Origin of the sequence: Heyndrickxia camelliae (genome assembly GCF_002844575.1) — a bacterium.
GTDB classification, from domain to species: Bacteria; Bacillota; Bacilli; order Bacillales; family Bacillaceae_C; genus Margalitia; species Margalitia camelliae.
This window is the reverse complement of sequence record NZ_PIQO01000003.1, coordinates 156,007-174,381: the sequence shown is the minus strand read 5'-3', so window position 1 is coordinate 174,381 and position 18,375 is coordinate 156,007. Positions and strand designations below refer to the sequence as shown.

21 protein-coding genes are annotated in these 18,375 nt (G+C 34.6%); 20 read left to right on the top strand and 1 reads right to left on the bottom strand.

The genetic code is table 11. From position 1 onward, the window contains the following. Positions 1-8: 8 nt before the first annotated feature. The 6 genes from ypeB to rpsA all read left to right on the top strand — a co-directional run bounded on the left by ypeB (position 9) and on the right by rpsA (position 5,320). Complete coding sequence (gene ypeB, locus CWO92_RS06025; protein ID WP_101353298.1) at positions 9-1,358, top strand: germination protein YpeB; 1,350 nt, start codon at positions 9-11, stop codon at positions 1,356-1,358. Between the two features lie 344 nt (positions 1,359-1,702). Next, positions 1,703-2,350 (top strand): flagellar brake protein, encoded by a 648-nt coding sequence (locus tag CWO92_RS06020; RefSeq protein WP_101353297.1) that lies wholly within the window; start codon positions 1,703-1,705, stop codon positions 2,348-2,350. 78 nt (positions 2,351-2,428) lie between these two features. Next, positions 2,429-2,614, top strand: coding sequence for a DUF5359 family protein (locus CWO92_RS06015; protein ID WP_101353296.1), 186 nt, complete (start codon positions 2,429-2,431; stop codon positions 2,612-2,614). A gap of 132 nt (positions 2,615-2,746) precedes the next feature. Next, complete coding sequence (cmk, locus tag CWO92_RS06010; RefSeq protein ID WP_101353295.1) at positions 2,747-3,415, top strand: (d)CMP kinase; 669 nt, start codon at positions 2,747-2,749, stop codon at positions 3,413-3,415. Between the two features lie 5 nt (positions 3,416-3,420). Then, on the top strand, positions 3,421-4,002 hold the full coding sequence (locus CWO92_RS06005) for a lysophospholipid acyltransferase family protein (protein ID WP_101353294.1): 582 nt from the start codon (positions 3,421-3,423) through the stop codon (positions 4,000-4,002). A gap of 181 nt (positions 4,003-4,183) precedes the next feature. Beyond that, positions 4,184-5,320, top strand: coding sequence for a 30S ribosomal protein S1 (gene rpsA, locus CWO92_RS06000; RefSeq protein ID WP_101353293.1), 1,137 nt, complete (start codon positions 4,184-4,186; stop codon positions 5,318-5,320). A 132-nt stretch (positions 5,321-5,452) separates the two neighbouring features. On the opposite strand, the gene CWO92_RS05995 is transcribed toward rpsA, so the two are convergent. Continuing rightward, positions 5,453-5,587 (bottom strand): YpzI family protein, encoded by a 135-nt coding sequence (locus CWO92_RS05995; protein ID WP_101353292.1) that lies wholly within the window; start codon positions 5,585-5,587, stop codon positions 5,453-5,455. Between the two features lie 179 nt (positions 5,588-5,766). Here CWO92_RS05995 and CWO92_RS05990 point away from each other — a divergent pair, with 179 nt between their 5' ends. The 14 genes from CWO92_RS05990 to CWO92_RS05925 all read left to right on the top strand — a co-directional run bounded on the left by CWO92_RS05990 (position 5,767) and on the right by CWO92_RS05925 (position 18,332). After that, the gene (locus CWO92_RS05990) at positions 5,767-6,369 is read left to right on the top strand and encodes a YphA family membrane protein (protein ID WP_101353291.1); all 603 of its coding nucleotides are present in this window, start codon (positions 5,767-5,769) and stop codon (positions 6,367-6,369) included. A gap of 262 nt (positions 6,370-6,631) precedes the next feature. Beyond that, positions 6,632-7,942: a ribosome biogenesis GTPase Der gene (gene der / locus CWO92_RS05985; protein WP_101353290.1), complete on the top strand. Its 1,311-nt coding sequence runs from the start codon at positions 6,632-6,634 to the stop codon at positions 7,940-7,942. Positions 7,943-7,962: 20 nt separating this feature from the next. Beyond that, the gene (locus CWO92_RS05980) at positions 7,963-9,003 is read left to right on the top strand and encodes an NAD(P)H-dependent glycerol-3-phosphate dehydrogenase (protein ID WP_101353289.1); all 1,041 of its coding nucleotides are present in this window, start codon (positions 7,963-7,965) and stop codon (positions 9,001-9,003) included. 513 nt (positions 9,004-9,516) lie between these two features. Further along, a complete protein-coding gene (locus CWO92_RS05975; protein ID WP_101353288.1) occupies positions 9,517-9,720 on the top strand; it encodes a DUF2768 domain-containing protein in 204 nt (67 codons plus the stop codon). Positions 9,721-9,784: 64 nt separating this feature from the next. Further along, positions 9,785-10,495 carry a YphF family lipoprotein gene (locus CWO92_RS05970; protein WP_101353287.1) on the top strand — a complete coding sequence of 237 codons (711 nt, stop codon included), beginning with the start codon at positions 9,785-9,787 and terminating at the stop codon, positions 10,493-10,495. Positions 10,496-10,770: 275 nt separating this feature from the next. Next, positions 10,771-12,249, top strand: coding sequence for a stage IV sporulation protein A (gene spoIVA, locus CWO92_RS05965; protein WP_101353286.1), 1,479 nt, complete (start codon positions 10,771-10,773; stop codon positions 12,247-12,249). A gap of 446 nt (positions 12,250-12,695) precedes the next feature. Further along, the gene (locus tag CWO92_RS05960) at positions 12,696-12,968 is read left to right on the top strand and encodes an HU family DNA-binding protein (protein ID WP_101353285.1); all 273 of its coding nucleotides are present in this window, start codon (positions 12,696-12,698) and stop codon (positions 12,966-12,968) included. Between the two features lie 384 nt (positions 12,969-13,352). Further along, the gene (gene folE, locus CWO92_RS05955) at positions 13,353-13,919 is read left to right on the top strand and encodes a GTP cyclohydrolase I FolE (protein WP_101353284.1); all 567 of its coding nucleotides are present in this window, start codon (positions 13,353-13,355) and stop codon (positions 13,917-13,919) included. A 27-nt stretch (positions 13,920-13,946) separates the two neighbouring features. Continuing rightward, a complete protein-coding gene (gene mtrB / locus CWO92_RS05950; RefSeq protein WP_101353283.1) occupies positions 13,947-14,180 on the top strand; it encodes a trp RNA-binding attenuation protein MtrB in 234 nt (77 codons plus the stop codon). Between the two features lie 144 nt (positions 14,181-14,324). Beyond that, positions 14,325-15,143, top strand: a complete 819-nt coding sequence (locus CWO92_RS05945) for a heptaprenyl diphosphate synthase component 1 (protein ID WP_165786608.1) — start codon at positions 14,325-14,327, stop codon at positions 15,141-15,143. A 2-nt stretch (positions 15,144-15,145) separates the two neighbouring features. Then, positions 15,146-15,847, top strand: coding sequence for a demethylmenaquinone methyltransferase (locus CWO92_RS05940; protein ID WP_101353281.1), 702 nt, complete (start codon positions 15,146-15,148; stop codon positions 15,845-15,847). A 16-nt stretch (positions 15,848-15,863) separates the two neighbouring features. Further along, a complete protein-coding gene (gene hepT, locus CWO92_RS05935; RefSeq protein WP_101353280.1) occupies positions 15,864-16,826 on the top strand; it encodes a heptaprenyl diphosphate synthase component II in 963 nt (320 codons plus the stop codon). A 177-nt stretch (positions 16,827-17,003) separates the two neighbouring features. Then, the gene (ndk, locus tag CWO92_RS05930; protein WP_101353279.1) at positions 17,004-17,450 is read left to right on the top strand and encodes a nucleoside-diphosphate kinase; all 447 of its coding nucleotides are present in this window, start codon (positions 17,004-17,006) and stop codon (positions 17,448-17,450) included. A 108-nt stretch (positions 17,451-17,558) separates the two neighbouring features. Beyond that, positions 17,559-18,332, top strand: a complete 774-nt coding sequence (locus CWO92_RS05925; protein WP_101353278.1) for a CheR family methyltransferase — start codon at positions 17,559-17,561, stop codon at positions 18,330-18,332. Positions 18,333-18,375: the final 43 nt, after the last annotated feature.

Sequence of the window (18,375 nt, the reverse complement as noted above, 5' to 3'; positions counted from 1 at the left end):
GATGAAAGTTGATCAGAGGAATAATAATTACGATTTTGTCACTCGGAGTAGTGGGTACAGCTGTCTGGGGATATCAAGAACATCGTGAAAAGAATGCGATTTTAATTAACTCAGAGAATAACTATCAACGTGCCTTCCATAATTTAGCCTTTCAGATGGACCTTCTGCACGATAAAATCGGTACAACACTTGCTATGAATTCTAGAAAATCTTTATCCCCTGGATTGGCAGAAGTTTGGAGATTAACATCGGAAGCACATAATAGTGTGGGACAGCTGCCTCTATCATTATTACCATTTAACAAAACAGAGGAATTCCTGACGAAGATAGGAAGTTTTAGTTACCAAACAGCTATAAGAGATTTAGATAAAAAACCATTAACAGACCAAGAATATAGTACATTGAAAAAACTTTACAGTCAGAGTGAGGATATTCAAGGAGAGCTTCGTCATGTTCAACATCTGGTTCTAAAAAATAACTTACGATGGATGGATGTTGAATTAGCGCTTGCAACTGGAAAAGAAGCGTCAGACAACACGATTATTGATGGTTTTAAGACTGTTGAAAAAACAGCCAAAGGGTATGACGAGGCAAATATGGATAATCCTTCCTTTGTAAGCTACAGCAAAAGGGACGAGAATTACCAGCATGTACAGGGGAAAATCATGTCAAAGGCAGAGGTAGAAAAGATTGCAAAAGGGTATTCAGCTATGAAGGATGCCGATGTAGTGAAAGTGACTGAAAGTAAGAAAGGAGCTAAATTTGGCTTTTACAGTGTGACCTTAAAAGGGAAAAATAATATAGAAGAAGTAATGGATATAAGCAAAAAAGGCGGCCATCCGATATGGTATATGAACCAGCGTAAAATCGGAAAACAAAAAATAAGCTTAAATGATGGAGAGAGAATGGCCTTAAGTTTTTTAAAGAGCCATCATTTTGAGGGGATGCAAAGTTTTGAAAGTTCTCAATATGATACTGTCGGCGTTTATTCCTTTGTAACAGTTCAAAACGGAATAAGAATTTATCCCGAAACCATTAAAATGAAAATTGCCCTCGATAATGGTCAGGTGATTGGCTTTACGATAGAGGATTATTTGCAAAGTCACTATAAGCGCAACATACCCAAGCCAACATTAAGCTTGACGGAAGCGAAAGGATATATAAATCCGAAACTTAAGATTATGGAAGATCGATTAGCGCTTATTGTGAATGATCTTAATGAGGAAGTTCTTTGCTATGAATTTTTAGGAACTTTAGGAAACGACACATACCGTATATATATTAATGCGACTACTGGTGTCGAAGAAAAAGTAGAAAAATTTAAAAATGCTGAAGCAATATATAAAAATGCTTTATAAGAAAAGCTGTTTAGGCTTTTCTTTTTTTTATAGGCTACTTTCACAAAAATTGTTTACTTTTCGTATAAGTATATAATCTTTGAAATGGATAGGATTCGAGCTCTTTTCTACATTCCGTTTTTCATTTAATTGTAGAAAATTACTGTGAAAATCCTACTGCCGATTTTTACTATATGTAAATTGCAACAGATTAAAATCTGCTCTTAGATTTTATACAAAGGTTAAGTAAAGAGACTTTTTAAATATAAACAGAAAATATACTACTGAGCTAATTTAATATTTTTATCATTATTGGTAAAATAGTTATAGTATTGAGAAAAGTCGTAGGGAAGTGTAAATTACAGATGCTGAAAATTGGAATGTCTTTAACACTGGAACCGTTAGATAATGATTTAGATGAAAAATATAGGTGTAAAATTGCAGATATTGAAGAAGATCGGATTTATATTGATTATCCTAAAAATTTAAAAACTAATAGAACTACTTTCTTAGCAAATTCAATATCATTCGATGCGGTGCTTATTTCGGAAAATAATGTTGCCTATAAATTTAGGACTCAAGTAATTGGAAAAGTGAAAAAAAACATCCCGCTAATTATTCTTCATTTTCCCGGAGATGATCAATTAATTAAAATACAGCGAAGGCAATTTGTTCGTATTGAAACAGCTGTGGATGTTTCAGTATCATTACCTCAATCAAATCAGCAAATTCCTACTATTACGGAGGATATTAGTGCTGGAGGATGTGCAGTTCTTCTTCCAATGAATATAAAAGTCGATCAAAATGAAGAGGGGGAAGGATTATTTGTCTTGCCTTTACAATCAGGACATATGTATCTAAGATTGCCATTCTATGTAATCCGCATGTGGGAAAAAGACGGTAAACATATAGCATCGCTTAAATTTAAAGACATTAGTGCTAAAGAAAAACAAGTGTTATTAAGATTCTGCTTTGAAAGGCAATTAGAGCTTAGAAAAAAAGGACTATCTTAAATACGGTATGAAAGTATAGAACGTTTTTAAAATCCCAATAATGTAAACAATGATATCATTATTTACAGGGGGTGTGAAATGATGAAAACTATAGAAAGATGGATCCTTAAAATAGTTATTTTCCATTTTCTATTACTAGTTTTTTTTCAATTTATTTTCCAACACTTTCAGAATTTAAAAGATTTACAAAGAATCACTTATTATGAAGGAGTCAATCAACAAAACGAAACACCCATCATGGAAACATGGAAAAGTAATCCATAAAGACAGAAGAATATCCTGTCTTTTTTTCTATTTATAACTGAAAAACATTTATGATGTATCACTAAATTACCATTTTTGTGTTAATATAAGAAAGATAATTACATAGGATTAGGATTAGTAGGTGAAGAAGCATTGAAAAAAATTAGAATTGCAATTGATGGACCCGCCGCTGCCGGGAAAAGTACCGTAGCGAAGATTATCGCAGAAAAATTATCATATATTTATATTGATACAGGAGCGATGTATCGATCATTAACTTACAAAGCCCTTCAAAATCGCGTTAGTTTAGATAATGAACATGCTCTGGCAGAACTTTTGCTTGATACCGAAATTAAGTTGGTGGCTAGTGAAAATGGTCAATCAGTATTTGTTGATGGAATGAATGTGACAAATGCAATCCGTGAAGCGGAAGTGACAAATTCTGTTTCCATTGTGTCAAAATACCGTTCTGTACGAGAAGAAATGGTCCGACGTCAAAAGGATTTTGCTAAAAACGGTGGCATTGTAATGGATGGCAGAGATATAGGCACTCATGTCATACCAAATGCAGAATTGAAAATATTTTTATTAGCTAGTGTGGATGAACGAGCGGAAAGAAGGCACGCAGAAAATATTTCCAAAGGCTTTCCTTCTGATTTAAATAAACTAAAAGAAGAAATTGAGTTAAGGGACAAATTAGATTCTGAAAGAGAAGTTGCTCCATTGCGTAAGGCAGAAGATGCTATCGAGTTAGACACTACTTCCTTAAGCATTGGTGAAGTGGTGGATAAAATCATGCATCTTGTCCTTGAAAGGATTTGATAGTCGTGACATTTTATTCATTTGCTAAGGTTGTCGTTCATTCGATACTTAAGCCTCTATATCGTATGGAGGTTATTGGCTTGGAATCATTTCCAAAAGACGGCGGTGTTCTTTTATGTTCCAATCATATAGATAACTTAGATCCTCCTGTTGTCGGTATTACATGTCCCCGTCCAGTTGTCTTTATGGCAAAAGAAGAGCTGTTTAATACACCAGTTATTAAAACGCTAGTCACAAAATTAAATGCATTTCCCGTTAAAAGGGGAATGAGTGATCGTGAGGCTCTTAGAAAAGGCTTGGGTGCACTCAAAGAAAATAAAGTATTAGGATTATTTCCTGAAGGCCATCGAAGTAAGACGGGAGAACTCGGAAAGGGACTTGCTGGTGCAGGTTTCTTTGCATTAAGATCCAATGCACATGTTGTACCTTGTGCGATTATTGGACCATATAAACCTTTTAAAAAGCTTAAAGTTATTTATGGGGAACCTATTGATATGTCCTATTACAGGGAGAATAAAGCAAGTGCGGATGAGGTTACGGAAGTAATTATGAATAATATTCGTACGCTTATAGAAAAACATCGATAAGGGACTACTTTACTTGACAAATTTTCATATTTGTAAGAAGTTAGTAGAGAGAATATCTTTTTTGAATTATTAGATATTAGACGATTAGCTACAAAGCTTTTCATTTAACTGAACTCTTGTCTTTATTCCACTATTAAGGAAGGGCGAAAGTTTTCAGCAGTTCGATTAAGGAGGAGTACATATGACAGAAGATATGAGTCAAGTGGAAGTCAAAACTTTTTCTGAGAATGATAAAGTTAAAGGAACTGTAACCAAAATTGAAGAAAAGCAAGTGCTTGTTTCAATTGATGGAAGTAAACTTGATGGTATTATTCCAATAAGCGAACTATCAAGTCTGCATGTGGAACATGCTTCTGATGTGGTGAAAGTAGGAGACGAACTCGAATTAGTGGTAACAAAGGTAGAAGAAGATGCATTAGTTGTGTCTAAGCGAAAAGCGGATGCAGAGAAAGCATGGGAAGAAATGAAACGTCGTTTTGAAAATGGTGATGTTTTCGATGCGGTTGTAAACGATGTTGTAAAAGGTGGTCTGGTAGTAGACCTCGGAGTTCGGGGATTTGTACCAGCATCATTGGTAGAGGATCATTACGTGGAAGATTTCTCGGATTATAAAGGCAAAACAATTTCATTTAAAATTGTTGAACTAGATCAGGAGAAAAATCGTCTTATTCTCTCTCACCGTGCTGTCATTGAAACAGAAAAGGAACAAAAGAAAAAACAAGTATTAAAAAACATTAGTGCCGGCCAAATATTAGAAGGCGTGGTACAACGAATTACTAATTTTGGTGCATTTGTTGATATAGGAGGAGTGGACGGATTAGTTCATATATCCCAGCTATCTCATAACCATGTTTCAATGCCATCAGATGTTGTACATGAGGGTGAAAAGGTCCAAGTCAAGGTGCTTTCTGTGGATTTAGATAATGAAAGAATTTCATTATCCATTAAAGAAACACAACCGGGACCTTGGACGAATATTGAAGAAAAAGCTGCAGTTGATTCGATTTTAACAGGTGTAGTAAAACGAATTGTATCATTTGGGGCATTTGTCGAAGTATATCCAGGGGTAGAAGGTCTTGTGCATATTTCGCAAATTTCCCACAAACATATTGGAACTCCTCATGAAGTGTTAAAAGAAGGACAACAAGTCCAAGTAAAAGTTCTAGATGTTAATGAAAAGGAACAAAGACTTTCCCTAAGCATAAAGGAATTAGAGGAAAAAGATGCTGACAATCATATTGAATATGAATTGCCAGAAGAAACCAAAGGATTTCAGCTTGGTGAAGTGATCGGAGATAAATTAAAAAATTTAAAGTAAGAGAAAGTAAACATGCATTGTAAAGTAATACGAATTTAATACTGGCTAATTTCTTAGTATTAGCAAAAGAAAAGGGGCGCATATTTCTTATGTCCCTTTTTCTTTTGCTATCATAAAATTTGCCTACCTATCTTATCCACGCTGTCTCTTTCGGGCTTCCTCAGGTCCTTCTAATCTGGTTGCACCATCATAATGTAATGCCTGGTCTCTATCTGACTCCACTTTTTTGCTCTTTCTTAATTTTTTCTCTTGTCTATCTTTTCCCATCGAAACACCCCCTTAAATAAAAGTAGAAAGGATCAACCTGATAATTACCATTTAGGGAATACCCCTAATAGTTGAACCGCTTCTATCATAAGGATATCTCCATAAATATTTGCTATTCACGATTAGAAATTTTTTTATTTTCCCATAATGAATAATGGTTAAAGAAGGGAGAGAAAAAAGTGCCAGGCTCGATATTTATTGGATTCTTGTGGGGGACATGGATTGTTGCCACTTTTCTTATGCACAAGCAAAATAAGTTTCGCTTTCCGTTAGCATTTCTTTCATTAGTCTTCATTATTGTATTTCCATATAAAGTTCATATCGCACCTTTGAGCATTCAAGTTCCTGCCATAATATTTCTAATTATCGGATATGTGTATATTGCATTTCTTGCTTTTTCCAAAAGAATCTTTATGATGATTGCCATTATTATTATGATAACCGGCTATACAGGTTATTTATTAATGATTTTATATGATCCAGTTTGGTTGATTCTTGATTACCATGTTATGACCGCAATCTTGATCTTTCTTATTGCACAAATTCTTTATCCAAAAAGTCTATTTTCTCATTTAGTTTGCTCCGTTCTGGGCACAATACAAGGAGAAATAGTCTATGGGGTTATATTGTCTAAATGGGAATTTACGTATAATGCTTGTTCCGGAGATTACTTAGATATTTGCGCCATTTACTTTTTTATTACATTAACATGGTTTTTTATCCAACATATATCTTCCAATATGTCATTAAAAAACTCCGTTGGAAAACAAAAACATGGATGAGATGCGGTAAAGAAAATGATTGATTGGTGAATAGTAATGGAATCTTTCATTGATTGCAGACCATATTATTGTTAAACTATTATAGCTAGTGCCTATTAAAAATATAATATTTGCAAAATAGATTGTATTTCCAGATCTTTAGTTGATTATAGTGATAATACATATCAATTCCGAAAGTATTTAATTTAAAGTAGTATAAAATAATAGTGGATTAGTAAATGACGCATGAAAATGAATAGAAATAGATGAAAGGGTGATAGAAGTGGCAAAGCCTGTTGTCGCTATCGTAGGTCGTCCAAATGTGGGGAAATCCACAATATTTAATCGAATCGTTGGAGAACGTATTTCGATTGTAGAGGATATTCCTGGTGTTACTAGGGACCGTATATATAGTTCTGCGGAGTGGCTTACACATGATTTTAATATTATTGATACTGGCGGTATTGATATAGGGGATGAACCCTTTTTAGAACAAATCCGCGCTCAAGCTGAAATCGCCATTGATGAAGCGGATGTCATCATTTTTATCGTAAGTGGCCGTGAAGGTGTAACGACAGCTGATGAGATGGTAGCAAAAATATTATATCGGTCGCAAAAACCTGTTGTGTTAGGAGTAAATAAAATTGATAATCCCGAAATGAGGGATCAAATATATGATTTCTACGCCCTCGGTTTTGGAGAGCCGTTTCCGATTTCTGGTGCACACGGTATCGGCTTAGGGGATTTACTAGATGAGGCCGCAAAGCATTTTCCTAAGCAGGATGAAATAGTCTATGATGATGATGTAATTAAATTCAGCTTTATCGGTCGTCCAAATGTTGGAAAATCTTCACTCGTAAATGCTATACTAGGGGAAGAACGTGTGATTGTAAGTGATATTGAGGGCACTACACGTGATGCAATAGATTCATCTTATACATTTGAAGATCAGGAATATGTCATTATTGATACGGCTGGGATGCGAAAAAAAGGAAAAGTTTATGAAAGTACAGAAAAATATAGTGTGTTGCGTGCATTAAGAGCTATTGAACGGTCAGATGTTGTTTGTGTTGTCATAAACGGTGAGGAAGGCATTAGAGAACAGGATAAACGTATTGCTGGATATGCGCATGAAGCTGGAAGGGCAATAGTAATAGTTGTTAACAAATGGGATGCGGTAGAAAAAGATGAGAAAACGATGAAGAAATTTGAAGAAAAGATACGAGAACATTTTCTCTTTTTAAGCTATGCACCAATTGTCTTTGTGTCAGCTAAGACTAAGAAAAGGGTGAATAATTTAATCCCTGTAATAAGAAGGGTTAGTGAAAACCATTCATTAAGGGTGCAATCTAGCATCTTAAATGAGGTTATTATGGATGCAGTAGCGATGAATCCAACACCGACGGATAAGGGACAAAGGCTACGAATTTATTATTCCACACAAGTATCGGTAAAACCGCCAACTTTTGTTGTTTTTGTGAATAATCCCGAATTAATGCATTTTTCGTATGAGAGATTTTTGGAAAATCGAATTCGAGATGCATTTGATTTTGAGGGAACACCGATTCGAATTTTGTCACGTCAAAGAAAATAACATTTGAGCAGGTGATATCATTGTCTAATAAAAAAGAAAAAATAGCAGTTATTGGGGCAGGAAGCTGGGGAACTGCATTAGCATTGGTTTTGGCAGATAATGGACATGAAGTACGATTGTGGGGGCATAAGCAAGAACAGATTGATGAAATTAATAGCCGGCACACAAATGTTAAGTATTTACCTAATTTAAATCTTCCGGATTCCATTATCGGTATAAGCTCATTGTCTGCAGCTTTAGAAAATATAGAGACCATGATTCTTGCTGTTCCTACAAAGGCTATAAGGGAAGTTCTTGGAGAAATTCGTGGCTTTCAAAAAAGTCCATTGACCATTGTACATGTAAGCAAGGGGATAGAACCAGATTCGTTGCTCCGAATTTCTGAAATGATCAAGCAGGAATTCCCATCGGAAATCCTTAAAGATATTGTTGTCCTGTCAGGACCAAGTCACGCTGAAGAAGTTAGTTTAAGACATCCAACGACCGTAACGGTTTCTTCGGAAAACATGGATGCAGCCAATATGGTACAAGATCTTTTTATGAATCAACATTTCCGTGTTTATACAAATCCTGATGTAATTGGTGTAGAGATAGGTGGAGCATTAAAAAATATTATTGCTCTTGCTGCTGGTATTTCTGATGGATTGGGCTATGGTGATAATGCGAAAGCTGCCTTGATAACTAGAGGTTTAACGGAGATTGCCCGGCTTGGAACAAAGATGGGGGCAAACCCTTTAACCTTTTTAGGATTATCTGGTATAGGAGATTTAATAGTAACTTGTACAAGTGTACATTCTAGAAACTGGCGTGCGGGAAACATGCTTGGAAAAGGTAAAAATTTAGATGAAGTTCTGGAAAGTATGGGGATGGTTGTAGAAGGTGTCAGGACGACAAAAGCGGCCTACCAGCTTTCGGAAAAATATAATGTGAAGATGCCAATAACCAAAGCACTATATCAAGTTCTATTCGATGATAAAAACCCGAAGGAAGCGGTTGATATATTAATGGGACGATTAAAAACCAATGAAATGGAAGATTTAACGAATGGCTTAGGTGTATAGTCACTGATAAAAACACTGTTTCATACGTTATAGTCCATTGATATTTTAGAATTTCTTTAGACAAGAATTTTATTATATGGGCATTCGAGGATACCAACCAACAGTTTGTAGCATAAAATGCTATGAAGTAATTAGCTTTGAGCCAAAGGTATGGGTATTTGTCTATTTTTTAGACAGAAGTAAGGAAACGCTCCCTTACTTCTGTTTTTTTTACTTTAAAGGAAATGATAAAATTCAGCCTTCTGGGTAACTTTTTTTTACTTATCTTCATGTTGATATAGGTTTATCTGCTGGGATTACTCCGTCTCTCTAGCTAAGTCCACATATGTAAAATCACACTTTGAATTTAATTCATCCGTACGCCGATGATGGAGGAGTTTTGCGTTTCTGTTCTTATATTTTTCTATTTTCGACAAAGTCATTTTATTCAATTTTCATTGCCTTATGATATAATATTGTGCGAGTATGCATTCTTATTTTATATTAATATATTTTATAAAGGTGGTTTGATGGATGTCACTGTCCATGCTCAAAATGTGGATCTCTATTGCTGCCATGGGAATCATGGCGATAGCGATGATAACCATTTATGTAAGCAGATACAAATTAAAGTCAAAGGCATTTAAATTTATTACTGCATTAGTAGCGTACATATGTTTAATAGTTGGAGGATTAATGATGTTTTACGTTGTTTTAAGCGGACCGACAAATGGTTAACATGTAAGGATTTTACTTCATTTAAATATGTCTAGTATTGACCAAGAAAGGATGTCCCATAGGTTTGAAAAATATAGTACTTAGCATTATTCTGATTACTTCTATATCATTGTTGAGCGGATGTTTATATCCTCAAGATAAGTTATCAAAAAATCAAGTTCCATTTGATGATCAAATTCAAACGGTCCAAACAGCTGTTGAGAAATTTAAAAAAGATAACGATGGAATCCTCCCAATCAAAACGGAGGAAAAAAGTGCTTCAATCTATGAAAAGTATCCTGTAGATTTTAATAAATTAATTCAGAGTAGATATATGTCCGAATCGCCGGGGAATTCCTATGAAAACGGCGGGATCTTTCAATATGTCATTATTGACGCAGAGAAGAACCCTACAGTAAAAATATTTGATTTACGTATCGCCGAAAAAATACGTGAAATTAAGATACGTATTACTGCCCAAGGGTATCCTCCTTTTGGTAAACAAGTTGCATATAATGTTTACACCATTAACTTTAAGAAATTAGGATATAAAGATGAGCCTTATGTTGTATCGCCATATACAAATAACAATCTTCCTTTTGTTATTAATGGTTCAGGAGATATTTTTGTGGATTATCGAATGGATTTATATCAAGCCCTAAAAAAAGGTCATGCTACATACAAACAAGGTGATGATATCAGATCCATTTTAACAAAGGATTCTTCCTTTGTTCCAGCGTATTCACTACCATATACCATTAATAAAAAAAATGAACCAGTCTTTTTGACAAAATAGTCATAACCCTTTCTCAGACAATATATATTGTAGAGGAAGGGTTTTTATTTATTATAAGCAGTTGTTCAAAAAGCGAAAAGAAACTAGCATTTGTCTCCTAAATCCATGAGACGTTTATTATTTTTCTATCTTTTTGAACGCTAATTATAATTAAATCTATAAAAAAATTACTCTTTTTTAGTCATAACATAATAGGACAACATCATACACATATATTGTCCAATCATATTTAACGGATGTAATGTCCCGGTAACTTAATGTGGGGAGGGAATCTCTTGGAAAAGGTAGATATTTTTAAAGATATCGCTGAAAGAACTGGTGGAGACATTTACTTAGGAGTGGTGGGAGCAGTTCGTACCGGCAAGTCTACATTTATTAAAAAGTTTATGGAACTGGTTGTTTTACCCAATATCTCAAATGAAGCAGACAGAAATAGAGCACAAGATGAGTTACCGCAAAGTGCGGCAGGAAAAACAATCATGACAACAGAGCCGAAATTTGTACCTAACCAAGCCGTTTCGGTACATGTGGGCGAAGGTCTTGATGTCAATATTCGTCTTGTTGATTGTGTAGGATACACAGTACCAGGTGCAAAAGGCTACGAAGACGAAAATGGTCCACGAATGATTCATACACCTTGGTATGAGGAACCTATATCCTTTCATGAGGCAGCCGAAATTGGAACAAGAAAAGTTATTCAAGAACATTCTGTAATAGGCGTTGTGATTACAACAGATGGTTCAATTGGAGAAATTCCTCGCTATGACTATGTTGATGCAGAGGAACGGGTGATTGCTGAATTAAAAGAAGTAGGTAAGCCGTTTATTATGGTTATCAACTCTGCTAGACCGCATCATCCGGAAACAGAATCACTTAGAGTGTCACTTGCGGAAAAATATGATATTCCAGTGGTGGCAATGTCTGTTGAAAGCATGCGCGAAGGGGATGTATTAAACGTACTTCGTGAAGCATTATATGAATTCCCAGTACTTGAAGTCAATGTTAATCTTCCTAGTTGGGTAATGGTCTTAAAAGAGAACCATTGGTTAAGGGAAAATTATCAGGAAGCCGTGAAAGAAACGGTAAAAGATATTAAAAGATTAAGAGATGTTGATCGCGTTGTTCAATATTTCAATGAGTATGATTTTATTGAAAATGCGGGATTAGCAGGAATCGAAATGGGGCAAGGTGTAGCAGAAATTGACTTGTTTGCACCGGATGAACTGTATGACCAGGTGTTAAAAGAAATTGTAGGAGTAGAGATACGCGGAAAAGATCATCTACTGGAATTAATGCAGGATTTTGCCCATGCAAAAAGGGAATATGATCAAATTTCTGATGCATTAAAAATGGTGAAACAAACTGGTTATGGAATTGCTTCGCCGTCTCTTCAAGACATGAGTTTAGATGAACCGGAAATTATCCGCCAGGGATCAAGATTCGGGGTTCGTTTAAAAGCCGTAGCGCCATCCATCCATATGATTAAAGTAGATGTAGAATCTGAATTCGCACCAATCATTGGTACAGAAAAGCAAAGCGAGGAACTAGTGAGGTACTTGATGCAGGATTTTGAAGATGATCCACTGTCCATTTGGAATTCTGATATATTTGGGCGAAATTTAAGCTCCATTGTCCGTGAGGGTATTCATGCAAAACTTTCCCTTATGCCGGAGAATGCACGCTATAAATTAAAAGAAACACTTGAAAGAATCATCAATGAGGGATCTGGCGGCCTAATCGCTATTATTTTATAAAGCAAAAAGAGGTGTCATTAAAAAATGACACTTCTTTTTTTTGGTTCACATTTTATTCATTTCACATAAATATATTACTGGCTTAATTTCTAGCACCAGAGAGCCTATTAGATAGCGGATTTCCGCATTTTTTTGCACGATAAGTCAATATCGACTTGTCTCTTATCGCTGTATTGATTATCTCAATAAAAGACTGCGAAATTAGTAAGCTAGGCTTGTGGAGCTTCACTTTTACAATTTTTTTATGAAAAGTTTCCCATTAAATCAATAATTATTCTTGCTAAGCCTATTTTAATATGATAATCTTTTATCAGAATTGTTGTTGTTACAGGAATCAACAACGTTCAATACGGTTTTTTCACTATTTATGTATAGAAACCGTTGAATTTGTTTACAAATGTAATAATTAACAAAAAAATGTTCCTTTTTGGGAGGAGGTGAATGGCATGAACAAAACAGAACTTATCAATGCTGTTGCTGAAAGCACAGAATTATCAAAAAAAGACGCTACAAAAGCTGTTGATGCTATTTTCGATACAATTCAAAATGCATTAGCTAATGGTGATAAAGTACAATTAATCGGATTCGGTAACTTCGAGGTTCGTGAACGTGCGGCACGTAAAGGACGTAATCCACAAACTGGTGAAGAAATTGAAATCGCAGCTAGCAAAGTACCTGCATTCAAACCTGGTAAAGCGCTTAAAGACGCTGTTAAATAAGTACATATTAACTTTGAGCGTATGAATAAAAGGACTGCATTTTGCAGTCCTTTTTATTTTCCCAACTTTTTTTCATCTCATTCATCATATGAATAAGAAATTGAATTTTGCTGACTACCAAAGTGTGTGCTAATATAAAAAAGTTATCACTTTATTTTGTTTATTGAAAAGCATGAAAGGATTTATATATTATAAAGGCTGTTTTTGTATAAATTGTTTTTTGTAATTTGGGATAAACCCCAAACTAGACTGCACTTTGGGGTATCTTTTCTTAAAAAGGATACTATTTATAAGATAAACGAAGAAATGAAGATTTTCTTTTACAAAAGATACAAATTAAGAGAAAAAAGCCATAATATAAAATATTATTGAGGAGAGTAAGCAATGGACGAGGTGAGCTTAAAGAAGATTGAACAAGGTGTTCGGATGATTCTAGAGGCCATTGGTGAAAATCCTGAACGAGAAGGTTTAGTGGATACTCCAGAACGAGTTGCAAAAATGTATAAGGAAATATTCTCAGGATTAGAGCAGGACCCTAGTGAATTTTTTGATACAATCTATAGTGAAGATCATGAAGAACTTGTACTAGTAAAAGATATATCTTTTTATTCTATGTGTGAGCATCATCTTATTCCCTTCTTTGGGAAGGCACATATTGCATACATTCCGCAAGAAGGGAAGGTTGCCGGTTTAAGCAAATTAGCTAGAGCGGTTGAGTCTATTGCTAGTAGGCCGCAATTGCAAGAAAGAATGACTGCAGCCCTTGCCGATTTATTGATGAATAAGCTTAATCCACTAGGTGTATTCATTATGTTGGAAGCAGAACAATTATGCATGACCATGCGCGGTATAAAAAAGCCTGGAACAAAAACTATTACTACTGGAGCACGAGGGATTTTCAAAACGAATGATTCCATTAGGTCCGAGGTTCTTTTATTAATGAAGAATTAATTTTTCATATGTAAGGAGGAAGAAGCGATGAAACCGTCGAATGGAAATAATGATTTTATTGTTATTAAGGCAATAGATGATGGTGTAAGTGTAATTGGATTGACTAGGGGAAGTGACACTAGATTCCATCATACGGAAAAATTAGATAGCGGCGAAGTAATGATAGCTCAATTTACAGAGCATACATCGGCGATAAAAATTAGAGGGAATGCTAAAATATATACAAGTATTGCCGAATTAAACAGTGAATCGAATAAATAAAGAGTTTGTAGGAAAGGAAACTAGTGAAATATATCACAAATACATACAGTTTAAATGTTTTTATGTTATAATATATTTTGTTCTATTTTCTTGAACAAAGAGAAAAAGGATATTTATCCAGGAAAGAAATGGGGATTAAGGGTTATGTCATTGCAGGAATCATTAAAACTAGTGGCCTCCATTAAGGAGAACATCCAACAAAAGATTAAGCATTATTATTTATATAAATATATTGAGCTTCCTTTCATTGATGAGGATCGCATCATTCTTTTGTTAAATAGTATGATGGATAGCAATATTTCGAAGAATGACATGGCAAAGGTTGTCACTAGTGCGATGCTTATTCAAATTGCCCTTGATACCCATGGCAAAGTAACTAACTTCGGTGAAGATTTAAAAAAACGACAGCTTCTAGTTTTATCTGGAGATTACTATAGTGGATTGTATTATAAAATTTTGGCTGAAGTGGATAATATCCCTTTAATTAAAGCATTAGCAGAAGGAATTAAAATTGTTAATGAATCTAAAATTGTTCTTTATCGAAATGAAGGTATAGACATTGATACATATATGAAAAACCTAATAAGGGCAGAATCTTCCATTGTAACAAAGTTTTGCAGCTATTTCGGAAATAGTCATTTAACTCCTATTGTAGAAGATTTTTTATTTTTAAATCGGCTATTAAGTGAAAAAGAAAAGGTGAATATCGGCCATACATCTGAAATGTTTGAGGCGCTTGTGAAGTGCCTATTCCCTACAAAACAATTGGCATTTCATGAATTGTCCGCAGAATTAAAAAGAAAAATTGTGAATACTTGTGATCAATACATTACATTATCGAAAAACCGATTAAAGGAGTATATAAAAGATTTAAAAAATCCAAGTCTCTTATTAGGTCAAAGGATGAAGTTTCTGGTGATGGAACGGAATACAGTGTTAAATATACAATTGGAGGAAGGGTAAACATGTCAACAAAGGAAGAACGTGTCCATACCGTATTTGAAAAAATATATGATAATTACGATAAAATGAATTCAGTTATCAGCTTTCAACAGCATGTAAAATGGCGAAGAGATACGATGAAGAAAATGAATGTGCAAGAAGGTGCAAAAGCTCTTGATGTATGCTGTGGAACTGCAGACTGGACAATAGCGCTCGCAAATGCAGTAGGACCAAATGGGAAAGTTTACGGACTGGATTTTAGCGAAAATATGCTAAAAATTGGTCAGGAAAAAGTATCTGGATTACCACAAGTTGAGCTGATCCACGGGAATGCAATGGAACTCCCATTTGATGATAATACTTTTGATTATGTTACAATCGGATTCGGCCTTAGAAACGTTCCGGATTATATGCATGTATTAAAAGAAATGTTTCGAGTAGTAAAGCCTGGTGGAATGGCGGTTTGCTTGGAGACTTCTCAGCCTACAATGTTTGGCTTTAAACAAGGTTATTATTTTTATTTTCGCTATATAATGCCTGTTCTGGGGAAATTATTGGCAAAAAGCTATTCAGAGTATTCTTGGTTACAAGAATCAGCAAGAGATTTTCCGGGTATGAAGGAATTAGCAGTAATGTTTGAAAAAGCTGGGTTTATTAATATTCAATATAAGCCATACAGCGGAGGTGTGGCTGCATCGCATATAGGGTATAAAGAGAGACAATAAGCTGGGTGGATATAATATGAAATTACAAATGATGTATTCGTTCATGAAAGCGGATATAGATCTAATTGAAAAAGAGCTTCATAAAGCCATTACCTCTGATTCGGATTTGATCCAAAAAGCATCGCTTAATTTAATTGACGCTGGTGGAAAAAGATTGCGGCCAATCTTTGTATTGCTTTCTGCAAAATTTGGGAAATATGACATCCAAGCAATAAAAAATGTTGCGGTTGCGTTAGAACTGATTCATATGGCCTCCCTGGTTCATGACGATGTTATTGATAATGCGGAACTAAGAAGGGGAAAACTTACGGTCAATGCAAAATGGGATAACCGTGTTGCAATGTATACTGGTGACTATATATTAGCATGTTCACTAGAGTATATGACCAAAATTGATAATGTAGAGGCACATCGGATTTTGGCTAATACGATTGCCGAAGTATGTTTTGGCGAAATTGAGCAAATAAAAGACAAGTATCGTTTTAATCAAACTTTAAGAGATTATTTAAGACGTATTAAAAGAAAAACAGCCTTACTTATTGCTACTAGTTGCCAATTAGGGGCTATTGTTTCTGGAACAAGCGAAGATATACATAAAAAACTTTTTCAATTTGGATATCTTGTTGGAATGTCCTATCAGATTACCGATGATATTCTTGATTTTACCGGTACCGAAAAAGTGCTTGGAAAGCCTGCGGGTGGCGATCTTCTCCAAGGGAATATAACACTGCCGGTTCTTTATGCCATGAATGATAGGAATGCCAAAAATAAAATCTTAACCGTACACGAGAATATGAGTAAAGATGAGATGAACGATATCATTGCTGCTATTAAAGAAACGGGTGCAATTGAGAAAGCCCATCAGCTAAGTCAGCGTTATCTACAAAAGGCTTTATCTGTTTTAAAAGAACTTCCTGATAATCGCACTAAAAAATCATTAATAGAGATTGCAAATTTCGTCGGTAAACGTAAATATTAAATTTTTAATTGAAACAGTAACTTTCATAATGCAAAAAAAGGAATAATTATAATTTTTACACACGTAATTGATTCGAAAGCGTTATCAATTTATTTATTGTCAAAATTCGTTATTAATGTTACTATTTTCATGGGTATTTCCCGTATCAACCAAGATACATAACTAGGAGTGGTATTAATGGAAAAAACATTTTTAATGGTGAAACCAGATGGCGTACAGAGACAATTAATCGGTGAAATAATTTCTCGATTTGAGAGAAAGGGTTTTCATTTGGTTGGTGCAAAATTAATGAAAGTGTCAACAGAACTAGCAGAAAAACACTATGGTGAGCATAAAGAACGCCCATTCTTTGGAGAACTTGTTCAGTTTATTACATCTAGTCCAGTATTTGCAATGGTATGGGAAGGTGAAAATGTCATTGCTACGGCTCGTCAAATGATGGGATCTACTAATCCTAAGGATGCACTACCGGGAACAATACGCGGTGATTTTGGTGTCACGGTTAGTAAGAACGTTATCCATGGTTCTGATTCGCCTGAAAGTGCTGAAAGAGAAATTGGTTTGTTCTTTAAACAAGAAGAATTAGTAGAGTATACAAAACTAATTAACGATTGGATTTATTAAAACTTTTGGATTGGTTAACTACCAATCCTTTTTCATTTGCAAAATTTTTTATCCAAATAGGATAAATTTCGCTATAATTAAATTGAAAATAATATTTGGGAGTTCATTATGGATCGTGATTATCAAGAATTTATCCTTCAAGTGAAGGGAAAAACAGGAATTGATTTAGCATTGTATAAAGAGGCACAAATGAAAAGAAGACTTACCACTTTCTATGAAAAAAAAGGGTTTTCTTCCTTTCAGGATTTTTTTAAAGGATTGAACTTAGATATTGATTTATTTAATGAGTTTTTAGATCGAATGACAATCAATGTATCGGAATTTTACCGCAATAAACAAAGATGGGATGTTTTGGAAAATAAAATTTTGCCAAGACTAATAAAAAATAGCCAGCCATTAAAAGTATGGAGTGCCGCATCATCAACAGGAGAAGAGCCCTATACTTTATCGCTTGTTTTATCGTCTTACATGCCTTTAAGTAATATTTCCGTACTGGCTACTGATATTGATGCGAATGCAATACAGAAGGCGAAGATAGGTATTTATCCGAAACGATCTCTACAAGAAGTGCCAATGAATATAATAGAAAAGTACTTTAAAAAACAAGGTGACTATTATGAAATTGCAGAATCTGTAAAAAGAACAGTAAGTTTTAAAAAGCATAATTTACTGGCAGATAAGTTTGAGAAGAATTTTGATTTAATTGTATGTCGAAATGTATTAATTTATTTTACGGAGGAAGCGAAAGAAATCTTATACCAAAAATTTAGTGATGCGTTAAAACCGGGTGGTGTACTTTTTGTAGGAAGTACAGAGCAAATCTTTAACCCTATAAAGTATGGGTTTGAAATTGAAGATACATTTTTCTACAGAAAAGTGTAAAAAACTGTTGCCTGCAACAGTTTTTTGTCATTTAAAAGTGCTA

Coding starts and splice junctions, on each gene's coding strand:
- CWO92_RS05940 (WP_101353281.1), top strand. CDS start 15,146: ATGTCAACAAAGGAAGAACGTGTCCATACCGTATTTGAAAAAATATAT.
- mtrB (WP_101353283.1), top strand. CDS start 13,947: ATGAAACCGTCGAATGGAAATAATGATTTTATTGTTATTAAGGCAATA.
- CWO92_RS05960 (WP_101353285.1), top strand. CDS start 12,696: ATGAACAAAACAGAACTTATCAATGCTGTTGCTGAAAGCACAGAATTA.
- CWO92_RS05925 (WP_101353278.1), top strand. CDS start 17,559: ATGGATCGTGATTATCAAGAATTTATCCTTCAAGTGAAGGGAAAAACA.
- CWO92_RS06020 (WP_101353297.1), top strand. CDS start 1,703: ATGCTGAAAATTGGAATGTCTTTAACACTGGAACCGTTAGATAATGAT.
- CWO92_RS05995 (WP_101353292.1), bottom strand. CDS start 5,587: ATGGGAAAAGATAGACAAGAGAAAAAATTAAGAAAGAGCAAAAAAGTG.
- ndk (WP_101353279.1), top strand. CDS start 17,004: ATGGAAAAAACATTTTTAATGGTGAAACCAGATGGCGTACAGAGACAA.
- folE (WP_101353284.1), top strand. CDS start 13,353: ATGGACGAGGTGAGCTTAAAGAAGATTGAACAAGGTGTTCGGATGATT.
- CWO92_RS05945 (WP_165786608.1), top strand. CDS start 14,325: ATGTCATTGCAGGAATCATTAAAACTAGTGGCCTCCATTAAGGAGAAC.
- rpsA (WP_101353293.1), top strand. CDS start 4,184: ATGACAGAAGATATGAGTCAAGTGGAAGTCAAAACTTTTTCTGAGAAT.
- hepT (WP_101353280.1), top strand. CDS start 15,864: ATGAAATTACAAATGATGTATTCGTTCATGAAAGCGGATATAGATCTA.
- CWO92_RS05975 (WP_101353288.1), top strand. CDS start 9,517: ATGTCACTGTCCATGCTCAAAATGTGGATCTCTATTGCTGCCATGGGA.
- CWO92_RS06015 (WP_101353296.1), top strand. CDS start 2,429: ATGATGAAAACTATAGAAAGATGGATCCTTAAAATAGTTATTTTCCAT.